The following is a 15,535-nucleotide window of genomic DNA, read 5'->3' on the forward strand; positions in this document are numbered from 1 at the left end:
AGCCAGGACGCCTTCTTCCTGACCGGCGAAACTCAGAACTGGCTCGCCGGCGGCCACCTGAACCTGCTCACCGGCCATCAGCTGCGTCTGGATGCCAACCAGGCGATCAGCTTCACCGGCGGCCTGGCCGAAGGTGACAAGGACCAGGGCCAAGGCCTGAGCGCGATCACCGGCGAAGGCGACCTGCTGATCCAAGCCCACGCCGGCCCGATGAACCTGGCCGCGAAGGGCAAGCTGACGCTGGAATCGGCCAAGGCGGACACCACGCTGGCGGCAGCCAAGACGATCGTGATCCAGACGGCGGGTGGGGCGAGCATCACGCTGGATGGTGGGATCACGGTGGCGTGTCCGGGGACGATTACGGTGAAGGCGAGTAAGAAGTCGTTTGTGGGGGCGGCGAAGCTGGATGCCGATCTGCCGAAGTTTCAACAAAGCCAACTTGAATTCAAGTTCAAGCGCCGTTTCTCGTTTTCGATGTAAATCATGCTGATAAGCCCACCCTTTTTGCCAACACGCCAAGCCAATGAAACCGATGAGGCTTGGTTGAATCGCGCGCTCATCGAAGCTAGGGGCGAGGGAATGTACCCCGTCGGTAACAAACTTTGCTGGCATGGGGGCGTGCATCTTGAGGCGCCGGAAGAGAACCGGAACCGCTTACGCGTGAGAGCGATTGCTGACGGCACTGTTGTCTTTGCTCGTGCCGGAGAGGCGACACGTAGTGATGACCCTGCACATGTACTGAACTACAACGGCTGGACCAGCAACGGCGTCGTTGTGCTTGAGCACAACACAGAGATAGGCGCCACCGCCGAGGGCGTAGCTACTAGCGTTCGGTTCTATTCCATTTACATGCATTTAACCGACATACCGCGCTCGGTGCGTGCTGGACAGTCGATTCATAGAAAAGCTGAGATCGGGCAGGCTGGATATATTGAGGGACAGCCCAATTGCATGCATTTCGAAATACGTTGCGACACAGAAAATCTTGGCCGGCTTGCTGGCCGGACAACTGGTGATTTGGCTACTCATCGCGATGGACGCAGTGACGCTGTGTTTGGCGAAATCTATTTCCATCTTCCTCAAGGAACGCCGGTCTACGATCAATGTCCGCTGGATAACAACCCACTTGCTCAGGTTCAACCACCGCGGCCAACGAGACAAAGCCCGCTTCCCCCACCAGTTCCGTTGAATCCCGCCGCCAGTACAGAAATCCCCTGCATTATTGGGATGCGTTTTGCTGCCGGTGACGGGGCGGCAGAGGTGCGTGGGAATATGTTGGCCACCACCTATCGCGAGGATGGGAGTGAGTGCGGCCGGCATAACAATCCTGCTTATGAATATCAATTGTATGCTCGGGCGAAACAGATCAGCGAGTCCTACCCTGCTGCCACCCGACCTGCAATGAGCGCGGTTTACGAGTTGCTACGATTTGGACGAGTGATCAATACGGCTCATGAAACGCTGAACCCTGCCGATGTACCCCACTGGCAGCAGATCGTCATTCCACTGGCCCAAGGTACCGGTACGCAAACGGGATGGGTTAATCTCAATGCGCAAGGTATGGAGATGACTGTACGGAAATTCAGCGATGCTGATTTTCCGCACTGGAAAGGCTGGCAGTTCATCGAGGACGATACCGCCGCAACGGATAGCCGCTGCGACTCGGCCACCGTGAAAGCGCTGTTAGATATTGATGGCGACATGCATGTTTCGCCGGCAGAACGCCGGACACGCATGGCCGAGCCGGCAATAAACGCAAAGCTGCGTAAGACAATCTGCGCCATCCCTTTAGACTGGAATGCTGCGTCGCTACAAGCGCGCTGGGCCTGGTTGCAGCAAGTAACACCTGAGAACCCAGAAGCACTGGACGCCGAGAGCTTTGCTGGCTTTACCAGTAATGCCGAGGCGCTTTGCTTCACAGCGCCTGCTTTGCAGACTGCTTCCTGGTGTTTTCATCCGCGAGCATTCATTGAAACGTTTAGGCGGTGTGGTTGGTTAAGTAATGCCGATTTGGCGCGTATATATCCTGATACTAAGTACGCTATGACTGCATTGTCTCGCGAGGGTAGGGGCAGAACACCTAGCTCGATAAGAGGTCTTTACCTGGAGCATATTAATAGAATAATCCGGAAGTATTTAATCTTAAGCCCAGCCAGAATGACCCATTTTTTTGGGCAGGGTGCTGTTGAGTCAATGTTTCTTTCTTTAATGGTGGAAGGGTCTGCAAATTACTCACGCAACCCAACGCACCCAAGCTTTCAACCGGAAGATGCTGGATATTACGTCCCTGCCCAGAGTACTGATTACCTTTTTTATCTGGAAGGTCGATTAGGTAATATCGAGGCAGGAGATGGGCCGAAATATCGTGGGCGAGGAATGAAGCAACTCACTGGCAGAGAAAACTATAGTAAGTATTGGGTGTATAGGCACTGGATTACAAGCGACTCATTTCAAGCACCTTGGTGGAATCCTGCACGACCTACGAGAGCGCCGGCAATCCCCGACCCACAAAGGCTATCGGTTAGTCCATTTAATGCGATTGATGCAGGCGGCTGGTATTGGGAGGGGGGGGCAGCTAGCAATGATTTTCGAACAATAAACTCTATTATTACTGGTGACGATATAAATCGGCAAAGTGTTCGCGCCGTGGCAAGAGCAATCAACGGCATTAACAGGAATACTGGCGAGCCGAATGGATTAAACGAGCGGCTCGCCGAAACAATTGCGATTGAAATGATAATTATGGATGGGTCGTAAAATGCGATTTTTACATATTCAAACAATTCTGAGTTTGGCATTGGTTCTAACCGCCCACGCAGAATCCAATGTTAAATTAGATGCATCACGTGTCGATATAACCTTGCCTTCGTATATGCATGCAAAAGAATCTCGTTCAGAAAAATATTCGGCATATGAAAAAACAAAATGCTTGGAGGTGTTTGCCACCTCGAACAAACGTTTTGTTGGTGATTTTTGTATCTCAGAGGATGTCCATTTCCTACGTGACATGGGTGTGATTGAGCGAAATGTCGATGTCAACGCATTGCCAAACATGAATGAACAAAGATCGAGCCTGGTGTTCGCATCGCCAATGTCTCAATATGAAATGAAGCCGCTTCTTGAGAATGATTCGAGAATTCAGGCGTCAATTGTTGATTGTGACATTGGGTCAGGAAAAATCTATCGACCTACCGCAACTTGCCATGTGGCAGTTTCCAGCATAAGCAATAATCGCTTTATCTACAGTTATTTCTTTGTCAAAAATAATTTAAATAAAAAGCAACTGGTTCGCGTGAGCGATATTAAAAAAATATGGTTGAATCTAAAAAAACAGGCCGCTGAGGCGAATGCATTAAATGCAAAATGAACTGTAAAAGTAATGCATAAATTGCATGTGCAGATAGAAGGAAGTGCCCATTATAACAATGGGAAACACAGGTCGAGATGGCCCGGCTTGACAGGGAAATTGCTGCGTTCAAGCGCGGGGACAAGACCTTCCTGAACCGCGGCGGCGTCAATCAGGAAATGTATGCGATGTGGGGCTATCTGCGCTGGCGGCGCTGTAAAGCAATGAATTGCAGACATTGGACATCATCCGGTTTAATGATTGAAAGCATCAGTGGCGACACCAGGATGCAGTATGCCTTCCAGGCCCCGCGCCTCAACACCAACCCGCTCGAAGTCACGGATGTGGCTTGATCTGGGAATAATGAAAGCGAACCGAATGACCCCCAGCAAATACTGCTTTGCGCTGCTGACGTTCGCCGCCACCGGCCTAGTCGGTGCGAAGCCGGTGAAGGCGCCCTCGATGCGCGCCATCAGCGGTCATTACTATCTGCAAGGGGTACGCGAGGTAGGGGCGGAGTTGCTGCTCAGTCGCGATGGCCGATTTGAGTACGGCATCAGCTATGGCGGCGTTGATCAGCAGGCGCAAGGCAAGTGGTCGGTGCAGGACCAGACCGTGGTCTTGCAGACCGATATAAAGTCCGACGCGCGCTTTGGCGCCATCAGCGAATCGACCGAGGTGCTGGCGCCCTATAACGAGGCCGGTGCGCGACCTGTGCTGCTGGTGGTTGAGATCAAGTCGAGTGCCTTGGGACTGGTCTGGTCCGGGGCTGAGATTAGCGCCGAGTTCAGCAATGGCCAGGTCCGTAACGGCGTGACTGGGCGGAATGGCATGTTGGGCTTTGATGTACGCGCAGAGCCCGAATGGCAGGGTCAGACGATTAAGCGCGTCGGCCTTGCCTATCCGCGTCGTGGCGTAGCGCAGAGCTGGCATGCGATTCAATCGCCCGACACACGCTCGCTGAGCGTGGAGTTCGACCCTGGCCGCAGCCTGCGTCCCGCCTTCGAAACCCTGCATCTGAAAATCGACTACCAAGGCAAGGCGGTGCTGAGCTTAACTATGTTGCCGGAGTCGAATCCGTCTTGGCGGTATGTGCGCCAGTAGCGGTACCACGCCGTCTTATTCCGCTCCCTGACCTAGGGGGCGCTGGGCGGTATTGGATTTCTTAGCCTACCTAGCTCGAAGAGAAAGCACGTGACGATATACCCTAGGATTCTGCTGCTGACGCTGCTCACCCTGCTGGCTGCCTGCCAGCGCCCGGACCTTGATCTTGCCGAGCTCAGCCTGCCCATGGCGCCCAGCGCCATTCTGGATAAGCACACCCATCGGCTTGATTACGAGCTAACTGATTGGGTCGTTTATCGCTCCAAGGACGAGGGTTTGCTGTGGTTTGGCGGTCAGTCGCTCTCGGGCAGCATGCTGGATAATGAGGACAAGCCGAACGCCTTTCTGGCCAGCAACTATGTGCGCTTCTATGTCGATAAGTCGGTCCAGCAGATCGCAGCCTACGAAATTCATACCGAGACTGCGGATAAGACGGCCACGCTTGAGTCCACGCTAATGGAACGCTTGGGGCCGCCGGATTACTTCTACCGCGATGCGCGCTTCAGCTCCCGGGTTTGGGAGCGGCAGGGCCGTTTCTATCTGTTCGCCACCAATAACACTGGGCGCATCATGGGCAAGCCAACCCTTAGCAGCGATCTGCAGGTGCTGCCCGAATCGAGCGCCAAGCTGCTGGCCTGGTTCAGCTCGGCAGGCGGATTTGCCTACTATGGCGAATATCTGGCGGAGCGCGCCAAGCCCGCGCAGCGGGGGCGTACTTACCGCTATCGCGATTTCGTCCAGCAGGCCGAGGCGGAGGCGCAGCGTTGGGGGAGGGCGCACAGCATCTATTTCGACCGCTATGTGCCGAGCTGAGCTGATGCCGCCAGATGCCCATGCCTGGGCGAATTCACCATGAGAAGTAAGCTTGTGCAGGATAGGCTTGGCCGCGTTGCCACGCTGCTGCTGTCCTTTGTGCTGCCGTTTCTGTATCTGCTGGCCAGCGACCTCATCTGGCAAGTGGGTGAGAAACTGCCTGGCAGTGTGGAAGATACGGCCTTGTCCCTGCCCAGTGCTTTGCCCTTGATAGGCCTGGTGTGCCTGGCCTGGCTGGTGGGTTTTGTGCTGTGCCGCTATCAGTCCTGCCCGTTGTTCACCGCCCAACAACTGGCCAATCTCTTGGCGGTGCTAGCGTTTCTATTGGCCTTCCTGCTGACTCAGGATGGCGTGCTGCACAGGGGGCTAGCGGCGCTGGTGCTGCACCCTGAACAAGGCTTGACCAATCTGTTCCCGATCCGCCTCGCACTGGCCATCACGCTGGCCTTTGGCATCAGCGGGCTGGTCGGCTATCGCGCCATGCGCCGCGGCCGACCCATCGCTTGAATGCCATGCGGTCTCGCCTTGCCCTGCTGCCTATCCTGCTGTCGTCCCTGCTGCCCTGGCTGGTTTTCTTTGTCAGCAGCCATCCTGCGTTAGCTCCTCATATCCAAGGCCCCGTATTGCTAGGCCTGGCCCTGGGTATGGCCGCCTGTCCCTTGCTGACTGCCATCTTGATACGTGGCTTGCGCCAGCGCGCTGGTGACTGCTCGTGGGGGATACCTTTGCTGTGAGGCCTGCTGGCTGCGCTGCTCAATAGCCCGGTCATCCTGCTCTATCTGGCCATTGCCCAGCAGGCGCCGTCGGTTTGATGGCGAGCGTGGCTGAGGGCCGTGTATCTGCCTTAGCCGATAGCTAGCCATAGGGCCTTCCTGCTTCACGGCATGATCCTGCCCCCAATCGGGCTTTCCTTGTCTCCCAATCACCAGGGAAGACGCTGCCAGGCGCGTCAACACGCCCCGGCATCCCGATCTGCCGGCGCCAAGCCAACCGCTCCGCCGCAGTGCAATGGGCGGATTGCTTGCACTGTTGCAGTGCAATAAAGGCGTGGCTTGGCGCCACTGCGGGCGGGCTCGGCTCGGGTAAACCCTGATCTATCAAGGCACTCGCCGCTTGGCACGCGCATTGCTGTAGGTAAGGCGAGACCAGTGCAATGAGGTGCTGGTCAGTATTCCGGTAAGTGGGTCGCACGACTCGCTTGCCCGACGGCAAGACTGGCCCGGCAGCATTGGGCCCGGCCTGTTTCCAGCCCGTCACCGTATCAGGACAACGGCGTCCCCTCTGCCTTTATCGGCAAGAGCGGACGCCGTTTTTGTTTTCTGCTCCCTCGCAGGGCGAGGGCCAGCAGCTTCCCGGAGAAACAGCTATGGATCGCTCATTCTGGCGCGCAGGCCACACCCCGACACTGCTGTCGGCCTTTCTGTACTTCGACCTGGCCTTCATGGTCTGGGTGCTGCTTGGCCCATTGGCGATCCATATCGCGCGTGATCTGGGCCTGAGTCCGGCGCAGAAGGGCCTGATGGTGGCCACGCCGCTGCTGGCCGGTGCGCTGCTGCGTTTGGTGATGGGGGTGCTGGTTGATCATCTGAAACCGAAGAAAGCCGGTGCGATTGGCCAGCTGATTGTGATGGCCGCCCTGGCCGCGGCCTGGCTGCTGGGCGTGCACAGCTTCTCGCAGGTGATGGTGCTGGCGGTCTTCCTCGGCGTGGCCGGCGCCTCGTTTGCCGTGGCCCTGCCGCTGGCTTCGCGCTGGTATCCGCCCGAACACCAGGGCGCCGCGATGGGCATTGCCGGCGCCGGGAATTCTGGTACCGCCATCGCCGCGCTGTTCGCCCCCACGCTGGCCGGTATGTTCGGCTGGAACACGGTATTCGGTCTGGTGTTGATTCCGCTCGTGCTGGCCTTCATCGTCTATATGGTGTTCGCCAAGGACAGCCCGAACTGCCCGCCACCCAAGAAGCTGGGCGAGTACTTGACCGTGCTGAAGGACAAGGACGCCTGGTGGTTCATGTTCTTCTACAGCGTGACCTTCGGCGGCTTCTCCGGCCTCGCCTCCTCGCTCACCGTCTATTTCAACGACCAGTACGGGCTGAGCCCGGTACAGGCCGGCTTCTACACCGCCATGTGCGTGTTCGCCGGCTCGCTGATGCGCCCGATTGGCGGCACGGTGGCCGACCGGGTGGGCGGCATCCGCTCGCTGCTGGTCATGTACACGCTGGCGGCCGTTTGCCTGTATGTGGTGTCGCTGAACCTGTCGCAGGCCTGGATGGCGCTCGGTGCGCTGGTGGCCGGCATGCTGTGGCTGGGCATGGGCAATGGCGCGGTGTTCCAGCTGGTGCCGCAACGCTTCCGCAAGGAAATCGGCGTGATGACCGGCCTCGTCGGCATGGCGGGCGGCATCGGCGGCTTCTGCCTGGCGACTGGCCTTGGTTACTCCAAGCAGGCCACGGGTGGCTACAGTCTGGGCCTGACCATCTTCGCCGCCTTGGCCCTGTTCGCCTGGGTGGGCCTCCTATCGGTCAAGCAACGCTGGCGCACCACCTGGGGTGCCGCGCATATCGCCGGCGCGAAGGTATGAGAGGGGTAAGGCGTGAGGGGTGAGGTGTCGTTCAGCGGCGCAGCCGCACCAGATCAAGTGTCGCTGCGCGACAGCCGGTACACCTCACACCTATCACCTCACGCCTCACGCATCACCAAGGAACCAAGCGCCATGCTGCAACTCGCCATCGGCACCGCTACCGATACCGGCCCCAAGCCGCGCAACGAAGATGCGCTGGCGGCGATCGAGCCGCCGGCCGGCTTCGAGGCCAGCAAGGGTTGGCTATTGGCGCTGGCCGATGGGGTCAGCCAGTCGGCGGATGGCAAGCTGGCCGCTCAGGCCACGGTGCGCGGCCTGGTGTCTGATTACTACGCCACCCCCGATACCTGGGAGCCGGCGCATGCGATCGATCGCATCGTTAGCGCCCAGAATCTGTGGCTGAACGGCCAGGCCGGTAGCGGCGAGCCGCTGGCCACCACGCTCAGCGCGCTGGTGCTACGTGGGCGGCGCTTTACCTTGGCCCATGTCGGCGATTGCCGCGTGTATCGCATGAAGGGCGGGCGCTTCGAGCAGCTGAGTGAGGACCATGTCTGGCAGCACGAAGGCTTTCAGCATGTGCTCAAGCGCGCGGTGGGTCTCGACAAGCATGTGGTGCTCGACTTCCGTGATGGCGAGCTGGCCGAGGGCGATGTGTTCACGCTGCTGTGCGACGGGGTGTGGGCAGCGCTGGGCGATGTGGAAGTCCATCGCCTGCTGCAGCTGCACGACGAGCCGCAGCGCGCCGCCGAAGCGCTGGTGGCCGCTGCCCTGGCGGCCAATGCGCAGGACAATGTTTCGGCCATCGTGCTGCGCGTGCTGTCCCTGCCGGGCAGCGGCCTGCGCGACGAATTGGCCAGTGCCCCGGCCCTGGCGGTATTGCCGCGCCTGAAACCGGGTCAGCAGGTGGCCGGCTTCACCGTAGAAAAGCTGTTGGCAGAAAGCCGCGCCAGCCTCGTCTACCTGGCGCGCGATGCACAAGGCCAGCGCGCGGTGCTGAAGACGCTGACCGAGCTGGCCGGCGCCGATGAAGAACTGGCGCAGGGTCTGCTGACCGAGGGCTGGCTGATGAAGCGCGTCGGCAGCCACTACCTGCCCGAACTGATCGAGCCGCAGGAACGCCAATGGCTGATGCTGGCCATGCGCTGGTATCCGGGCGAGACCCTAGGCGACAAGCTGGCGCGCGGCGAGCGCATTAGCGCGGTAGAGGCGGTGCGCATCGGCCTGCGCCTGAGCCGCGCGCTGAGCGGCCTACACCGGCTCGACATCCTGCACCGCGACATCAAGCCGGAAAACCTGCACCTCGATCCGGAAGGGCGCTTGCGCCTATTGGACCTGGGTGTGGCGCACTGCCCGGGCATTACCGTGGAGGGTGATGCCACGCCGGGCACGGCAAGCTTCCTGGCCCCGGAACAATTCGGTGGCGCGCGCGCCAGCGTGCAGACCGATCTGTATGCGACCGGCGCGACGCTCTACCACGCGCTGACCCGCCGCTACCCCTATGGCGAGATCGAGCCATTCCAGACCCCGCATTTCGGCGACCCGATTCCGCCCACCCGCTACCGGCCCGACATTCCGGCCTGGCTGGAAAGCGTGCTGCTGAAAGCCGTGGCGCGCGACCCGGCGCTGCGCTTCGAAACCGCCGACGAAATGCGTGTGGCGCTGGAACTGGGCGAGGCGCGCCCGCTGCGCGTGGCGCGCAAGAGCCCGTTGGCCCAGCGCGCGCCGGGGCGCTTGTGGATGGCGCTGGCGCTGGCCTCGCTTGGTCTGAATCTCTTGCTGTTGTTTGTCCTGCTGGTCAGTTCGGCCGCAGATCCCCAGAAAAATCCATCCCGCGCAGACGGGGCTTCCCATTCATCGTTGGCCGCTAAACGGAGCTAAGACCGTGCAAAAACAGAAACTCGTCATGATTGGTAACGGCATGGCCGGGGTACGTACCCTGGAAGAGCTGCTCAAGCTCCAGCCGGATCTTTACGACATCACGGTGTTTGGCGAAGAGCCGCATCCGAACTACAACCGCATCCTGCTGAGCCCGGTGCTGGCCGGCGAGCAGACCGTGCAGGAGATCATCCTCAACCCGGTCTCCTGGTACGAGGAAAACAACATCACCCTGCATCTAAAGAAGAAGGTGGTGAAGATCAACCGCATGAAGCGCGTGGTGGTGGCCGAGGATGGCACCGAGGCCGCCTACGACCGCCTCTTGATCGCCACTGGCTCCAAGCCCTTCATCCTGCCGATTCCGGGCAAGGATCTGCCCGGCGTGATCAGCTACCGCGATATCTACGACACCGAGCAGATGATTGAGGCGGCCAAGGTCTATAAGCATGCGGTGGTGATCGGCGGTGGCCTCTTGGGCCTGGAAGCGGCCAATGGCCTCAAGCTGCGCGGCATGGATGTGACGGTCATCCATATCGGCGACTGGCTGCTGGAGCGCCAGCTGGACGAGACCGCGGCACGCCTGCTGCAGAAGTCGCTGGAGGAGCGCGGCCTGAAGTTCGCGCTGCAGAAGCAGACTGCTGAGCTGGTGGCCGGGGAGACCGGCCGGGTGGCGGCGCTGCGCTTCAAGGATGGCGAGACCATCCCGGCCGACCTCGTGGTGATGGCGGTCGGCATCCGCCCGAATACCGAGCTGGCCGAAGCGGCCGGCCTGCACTGCAATCGCGGCATCGTGGTCAGCGATGGCATGCAGACCTTCGACCCGCGCATCTATTCGGTGGGCGAGTGCGTGAGTCACCGCGGCATTGCCTACGGCCTCGTGGCGCCCTTGTTCGAACAGGCCAAGGTCTGCGCCAACCATCTGGCCCAGTACGGCATCGGCCAGTACAAGGGCTCGGTGCTATCCACCAAGCTCAAGGTCACCGGCATCGACCTGTTTAGCGCTGGCGACTTCATGGGCGGGGAAGGCACCGAGGAGATCATGCTGAGCGACCCGGCCGGCGGCGTGTACAAGAAGCTGGTGATCAAGGACGACAAGCTGGTCGGCGCCTGCCTGTATGGCGATACCGCCGATGGCGCCTGGTATTTCAAGCTCTTGCGTGAAAACCGCCCGATTGGCGAGCTGCGCGAGCACATCATGTTCGGCGAGACCAATCTGGGCGATACCGGCCATCAGGGCCAGAGCCGCGCCGCCAGCATGCAGGACAGCGATGAGGTGTGCGGCTGCAATGGCGTATGTAAGGGCACCATCGTCAAGGCGATCAAGGAAAAGGGCCTGTTTACCGTCGATGACGTGAAGAAGCACACCAAGGCGGCCAGCTCCTGCGGTTCCTGCACGGGCCTGGTCGAGCAGGTGCTGATGAACTGCCTGGGTTCCAACTTCCAGGAGTCGCCGAAGACCCGCGCCATCTGCGGCTGTACCGACCGCAACCACGGCGAAGTGCGCCAGGCGATACGCGAGAACAAGCTGCTTACCCACAAGGATGTCTACGACTTCCTGGAATGGCGCACCCCGAACGGCTGCGCCACCTGCCGGCCGGCCGTCAATTACTACCTGATCTCCACCTGGCCACACGAGGCCATCGACGACCCGCAAAGCCGTTTCGTCAACGAACGCGTGCACGCCAATATCCAGAAGGACGGCACCTTCTCGGTGATTCCCCAGATGAAGGGCGGGGTGACCAATGCCAGCGAGCTGCGCCGCATTGCCGACGTAGCCGACAAGTACGCGGTGCCCATGGTCAAGGTCACTGGCGGCCAGCGTATCGACTTGCTCGGGGTGAAAAAGGAAGACCTGGTCAGTGTCTGGAAAGACCTGGGCATGAATTCCGGCCACGCCTATGGCAAGTCGATCCGCACCGTGAAGACCTGCGTGGGTAGCGAGTTCTGCCGCTTCGGCACCCAGAACAGCACCCAGATGGGCATCGATCTGGAAACCATGCTGGCCAATATGTGGTCGCCCCACAAGGTCAAGCTGGCCGTATCGGGCTGCCCGCGCAACTGCGCCGAATCCGGCATCAAGGACGTCGGCATTATCGCGGTGGATAGCGGCTGGGAGCTGTATGTGGGCGGCAACGGCGGCATCAAGACCGAGGTGGCGCAGTTCCTGTGCAAGGTGAAGACGGCCGAGGAAGTGAAGGAATACAGCGGCGCCTTCCTGCAGCTGTATCGCGAGGAAGCCTACTACCTCGACCGCACCGTGCACTACCTCGAGCGGGTGGGCCTCGACTATGTGAAGGCCAAGGTGGTCGACGACGCGGCCAATCGTAAAGCCCTGTACGAGCGCCTGCTCTATTCGCTGGATGGCCTGCCCGACCCGTGGGCGGCGCGCATCAAGGGTGCGCAGAAGAATGAATACATCCCTCTGAAGGTCATTGCGTGAACACGGATTGACCATTGCTGAGTTGGCCAAGCGCAGCGCAACACCCGGCACAGCCGGGTGCGAGCGGGCAGCAAGACATTAACGATTCTTCGCTGAGCCCACTCCCCCCGCCCTCGCGCAGCGAGGGAGCCTCGCCAAGGGGCTCGGGCTTAGCTGCAAACAGCGTTTTGTGAAGGAGTAAGCATGAATATGTCCGCATCTACCCCATGGGTTCACCTGTGTGCCGTCGAAGACATCCCCCGTCTGGGCAGCCGCGTCGTGGAGCGTGAAGCCGGCAATTTGGCGGTGTTCCGCACCGCTGCCGATACGGTTTTTGCGCTGCTCGACCGCTGCCCGCACAAGGGCGGCCCGCTAAGCCAGGGCATCGTGCACGGCGAGACAGTGACCTGCCCCTTGCATAGCTGGAACATCGATCTCGTCACTGGCGAGGCCAAGGCACCCGACGAGGGCTGCGCGCGGCGCTTTCCGGTGAAGGTGGAGAACGGCGAGGTGTTTTTGAGTCTGGCTTGATTGCGGCTTAGCCGCCTTCCTACCACTCCCCCTCCGGGAGAGGGGTTGGGGTGATGGTGGCGCGACGAAGCGCCTACCTCATCAGCACCAAGCATCAAAACCAGGCAAAGCCGGAGCGGCAAATGAAAACGATCACGAAATCCACCTGTTGTTACTGCGGCGTTGGCTGCGGTGTGCTGATCGAAAGCGAAAACGGCCAGATTATCGGCGTGCAGGGTGATCCCGATCATCCGGCCAACTTCGGCCGCCTGTGCACCAAGGGCCTGACCCTGGCGCAGACTGCGCAGAGCCAGACCGGCCGCGCGCTCTACCCCGAGCTGCGCCTGAGCCGCGATGCCCAGCGCCAGCGTACCGACTGGGATAGTGCGCTGGATACCGTGGCGGCACGCTTTGCCGGCATCGTGCAGCAGCATGGCCCCGATGCGGTGGCGTTTTATGTGTCCGGCCAGTTGCTGACCGAGGACTACTACGTCTTCAACAAGCTGGCCAAGGGTCTGATCGGCACCAATAACATCGATACCAACTCGCGCCTGTGTATGTCGAGCTCGGTGACGGCCTACAAGCTGGCACTGGGTGCCGATGGCCCGCCTACCTGCTACGAAGACCTGGAGCTGGCCGATTGCGTGCTGCTGGCCGGCAGCAATATGGCCTATGCCCACCCGGTGCTGTTCCGCCGCCTGGAAGCCGCCAAGGCAGCGCGTGGCGCGAAGTGGATTGTGGTCGACCCGCGCCGCACCGATACCGCCGCGCTGGCGGACCTGCACCTGCAAATCCAGCCCGGCACCGATGTGGCGCTGTTCAACGGCATGCTGCACCACCTGATCTGGGAAGGGCTGATCGCCGCCGACTATATCGCCGCCCACACCGAGGGCTTTGCCGCGCTGAAGGCGCTGGTGCGCGATTACACCCCGCGCATGGCGGCGGAAATCTGCGGCATCCTGGAAGCCGATCTGATCCAGGCGGCCGAATTGTTCGGCCGTAGCCCTGCCAGCCTGTCGCTGTACTGCATGGGCTTGAACCAGAGCGCCCATGGCACCGACAAGAATCTGGCCCTGATCAATCTGCACCTGGCCAGCCAGCAGATTGGCCGCCCCGGTGCCGGCCCCTTCAGCCTGACCGGTCAGCCGAATGCCATGGGCGGGCGCGAAGTGGGCGGCATGGCCACCATGCTGGCCGCGCACCGCGATATCCAGAACCCCGAGCACCGCGCCGAAGTGGCACGCTTCTGGGGCGTGGAGCGGCTGTCGGATATTCCCGGCACGCCGGCGGTGGCTTTGTTCGACGCGCTGAAAAGCGGCCAGATCAAGGCGGTGTTCATTGCCTGCACCAATCCGGCCCATTCGATGCCGGATCTGAATACGGTGCGCGAGGCCTTGCAGACGGCTGAATTCGTGGTGCTGCAGGAGGCGTTTGCCCACACCGATACCGCCGCCTACGCCGATGTGCTGCTGCCAGCCAGCAGCTGGGGCGAGAAGGTGGGCACGGTGACCAATTCCGAGCGGCGCATCTCGCGCGTGCGCGCCGCCGTGGCCGCACCGGGCGAGGCCAGGCATGACTGGTGGATTGCAACCGAAGTGGCGCGCCGCATGGAAATGCTGCTGCGCCCTGGCTTGCCGACGCTCTTCCCTTATGCCGACCCGGAGAGCGTGTTCAATGAGCACCGCGCGCTGACTGTGGGGCGCGATCTAGATATCGCCGGTCTGTCCTACGCCCTGCTCGAGCAGGCCGGTCCGCAGCAATGGCCGCTGCCGCAAGGCCAGCTGCATGGCCAGGCGCGCCGCTACACGGATGGCGTGTTTGCTACCGCCTCCGGCCAGGCTAAGTTCCACGCCACGCCCTACAAGCCGCTGGCCGAGCCGACCAATGCCCGTTACCCCTTCCATCTGTTGACCGGCCGCCTGCGTGATCAGTGGCACGGCATGAGCCGCACCGGCCGCCTGCCGCAGCTGTTCAGCCACACACCCGAACCCAGCCTGAGCATGCACCCGCTCGATGCCGAGCGACGCGGCTTCAAGGCCGGAGATCTGCTGCGTGTGAGCAGCAAACGCGGCCAGCTGGTACTGCCTTTGCAGATTTCCGACGAGGTGAGCAGCGGCAGCGTGTTTGCCGCCATGCACTGGAATGGCCAGTTCCTCAATAGCGGTGGCATCAATGAGGCCTCGATCGGCAAGGTGGACGGCAAGTCCTTCCAGCCCGAGCTCAAGCACGCCGCTGTGCGCGTGGAGCCGGCCGAGTTGCCCTGGCGCGCCGTCATCGCCCGCAAGCATCCCGATGTGCTGGCCCTGCAAACCCTGCTGCAACCGTTGCTGGCCGAATGCGGCTATGCCTCGCTGAGCCTGCAAGGGCGCGATGTGCTGGTGATACGGGCGGCGGCCAAGACGGCTATGGACGACTGGCTGGCGCGGCTGTTCACGCTGATTGACCTCTTGCCCGGCGCCGATGTCCTGGAATACCGCGACGCCCGCCGCGGCCTGCTCAAGCGTGCGGGCTGGCAGGACGGCGCGCTGAGCGGCTTCGTCTTCGCCGGCGATGTGCAGGGCAGCGAAGCGCTGCTGAATAGCCTGATCGATGCCCAGGCCTGGCAAGGCCCGCGCCTGGCCGTGTTCTCGCCCAAGCTGGCCAATGCCACGCCGCGCGACAAGGTGGTGTGCAACTGCACCCAGGTGAAGGCCTCGCAGATCAGCGGCCTGCTGCAAACCGGCGCCGAGCTGGAGGAAATCAAGAGCACGCTCGGTTGCGGCACGGTGTGCGGCTCCTGCGTGCCGGAACTGAAACAGATGTGCGCCAAGGCGGTAACAGCGTGAAGGAAAGGTGGGCTGCGTAGGGCGCCATGAGCGCAGCGATTCGCGCCAAATGGCCTTTTGCCGAC

At 61.0% G+C, this 15,535-nt stretch carries 12 protein-coding genes; all 12 read left to right on the forward strand.

What is annotated here, in order from left to right; translation table 11 throughout:
* Nucleotides 1–480 (forward strand): DUF2345 domain-containing protein (locus BT173_RS17505; protein WP_139256212.1); only part of this gene is annotated, 480 nt, incomplete at its 5' end.
* A 3-nt stretch (nt 481–483) separates the two neighbouring features.
* A complete protein-coding gene (locus tag BT173_RS17510; protein ID WP_072429973.1) occupies nt 484–2,757 on the forward strand; it encodes a peptidoglycan DD-metalloendopeptidase family protein in 2,274 nt (757 codons plus the stop codon).
* Nucleotides 2,747–3,367: a hypothetical protein gene (locus BT173_RS19465; protein ID WP_139256213.1), complete on the forward strand. Its 621-nt coding sequence runs from the start codon at nt 2,747–2,749 to the stop codon at nt 3,365–3,367. The genes BT173_RS17510 and BT173_RS19465 overlap by 11 nt, the downstream gene beginning before the upstream one ends.
* Nucleotides 3,368–3,444: 77 nt before the next feature.
* Nucleotides 3,445–3,699, forward strand: coding sequence for a hypothetical protein (locus tag BT173_RS17515; RefSeq protein ID WP_072429974.1), 255 nt, complete (start codon nt 3,445–3,447; stop codon nt 3,697–3,699).
* Between the two features lie 25 nt (nt 3,700–3,724).
* Nucleotides 3,725–4,450: a hypothetical protein gene (locus tag BT173_RS17520; RefSeq protein WP_072429975.1), complete on the forward strand. Its 726-nt coding sequence runs from the start codon at nt 3,725–3,727 to the stop codon at nt 4,448–4,450.
* 90 nt (nt 4,451–4,540) lie between these two features.
* Nucleotides 4,541–5,263, forward strand: a complete 723-nt coding sequence (locus BT173_RS17525; RefSeq protein ID WP_072429976.1) for a hypothetical protein — start codon at nt 4,541–4,543, stop codon at nt 5,261–5,263.
* 39 nt (nt 5,264–5,302) lie between these two features.
* Nucleotides 5,303–5,770: a hypothetical protein gene (locus BT173_RS17530; RefSeq protein ID WP_139256214.1), complete on the forward strand. Its 468-nt coding sequence runs from the start codon at nt 5,303–5,305 to the stop codon at nt 5,768–5,770.
* An 859-nt stretch (nt 5,771–6,629) separates the two neighbouring features.
* The gene (locus tag BT173_RS17535; protein WP_072429978.1) at nt 6,630–7,841 is read left to right on the forward strand and encodes a nitrate/nitrite transporter; all 1,212 of its coding nucleotides are present in this window, start codon (nt 6,630–6,632) and stop codon (nt 7,839–7,841) included.
* 132 nt (nt 7,842–7,973) lie between these two features.
* Nucleotides 7,974–9,719: a bifunctional protein-serine/threonine kinase/phosphatase gene (locus tag BT173_RS17540; protein WP_072429979.1), complete on the forward strand. Its 1,746-nt coding sequence runs from the start codon at nt 7,974–7,976 to the stop codon at nt 9,717–9,719.
* A 4-nt stretch (nt 9,720–9,723) separates the two neighbouring features.
* Nucleotides 9,724–12,156 (forward strand): nitrite reductase large subunit NirB, encoded by a 2,433-nt coding sequence (nirB, locus tag BT173_RS17545; protein WP_072429980.1) that lies wholly within the window; start codon nt 9,724–9,726, stop codon nt 12,154–12,156.
* 183 nt (nt 12,157–12,339) lie between these two features.
* On the forward strand, nt 12,340–12,666 hold the full coding sequence (gene nirD, locus BT173_RS17550) for a nitrite reductase small subunit NirD (RefSeq protein WP_072429981.1): 327 nt from the start codon (nt 12,340–12,342) through the stop codon (nt 12,664–12,666).
* 122 nt (nt 12,667–12,788) lie between these two features.
* On the forward strand, nt 12,789–15,470 hold the full coding sequence (locus BT173_RS17555) for a nitrate reductase (RefSeq protein WP_072430055.1): 2,682 nt from the start codon (nt 12,789–12,791) through the stop codon (nt 15,468–15,470).
* Nucleotides 15,471–15,535 lie beyond the last annotated feature (65 nt).

The organism is Chitinimonas taiwanensis DSM 18899 (genome assembly GCF_900119825.1).
Taxonomy (GTDB): Bacteria; Pseudomonadota; Gammaproteobacteria; order Burkholderiales; family Chitinimonadaceae; genus Chitinimonas; species Chitinimonas taiwanensis.

What these genes read in the sequence shown, in the direction of transcription:
- nirD (WP_072429981.1), top strand. Translation starts at nt 12,340, where the DNA reads ATGAATATGTCCGCATCTACCCCATGGGTTCACCTGTGTGCCGTCGAA.
- BT173_RS17540 (WP_072429979.1), top strand. Translation starts at nt 7,974, where the DNA reads ATGCTGCAACTCGCCATCGGCACCGCTACCGATACCGGCCCCAAGCCG.
- BT173_RS17530 (WP_139256214.1), top strand. Translation starts at nt 5,303, where the DNA reads ATGAGAAGTAAGCTTGTGCAGGATAGGCTTGGCCGCGTTGCCACGCTG.
- BT173_RS17535 (WP_072429978.1), top strand. Translation starts at nt 6,630, where the DNA reads ATGGATCGCTCATTCTGGCGCGCAGGCCACACCCCGACACTGCTGTCG.
- BT173_RS17555 (WP_072430055.1), top strand. Translation starts at nt 12,789, where the DNA reads ATGAAAACGATCACGAAATCCACCTGTTGTTACTGCGGCGTTGGCTGC.
- BT173_RS17510 (WP_072429973.1), top strand. Translation starts at nt 484, where the DNA reads ATGCTGATAAGCCCACCCTTTTTGCCAACACGCCAAGCCAATGAAACC.
- BT173_RS17515 (WP_072429974.1), top strand. Translation starts at nt 3,445, where the DNA reads ATGGCCCGGCTTGACAGGGAAATTGCTGCGTTCAAGCGCGGGGACAAG.
- BT173_RS17520 (WP_072429975.1), top strand. Translation starts at nt 3,725, where the DNA reads ATGACCCCCAGCAAATACTGCTTTGCGCTGCTGACGTTCGCCGCCACC.
- BT173_RS19465 (WP_139256213.1), top strand. Translation starts at nt 2,747, where the DNA reads ATGGGTCGTAAAATGCGATTTTTACATATTCAAACAATTCTGAGTTTG.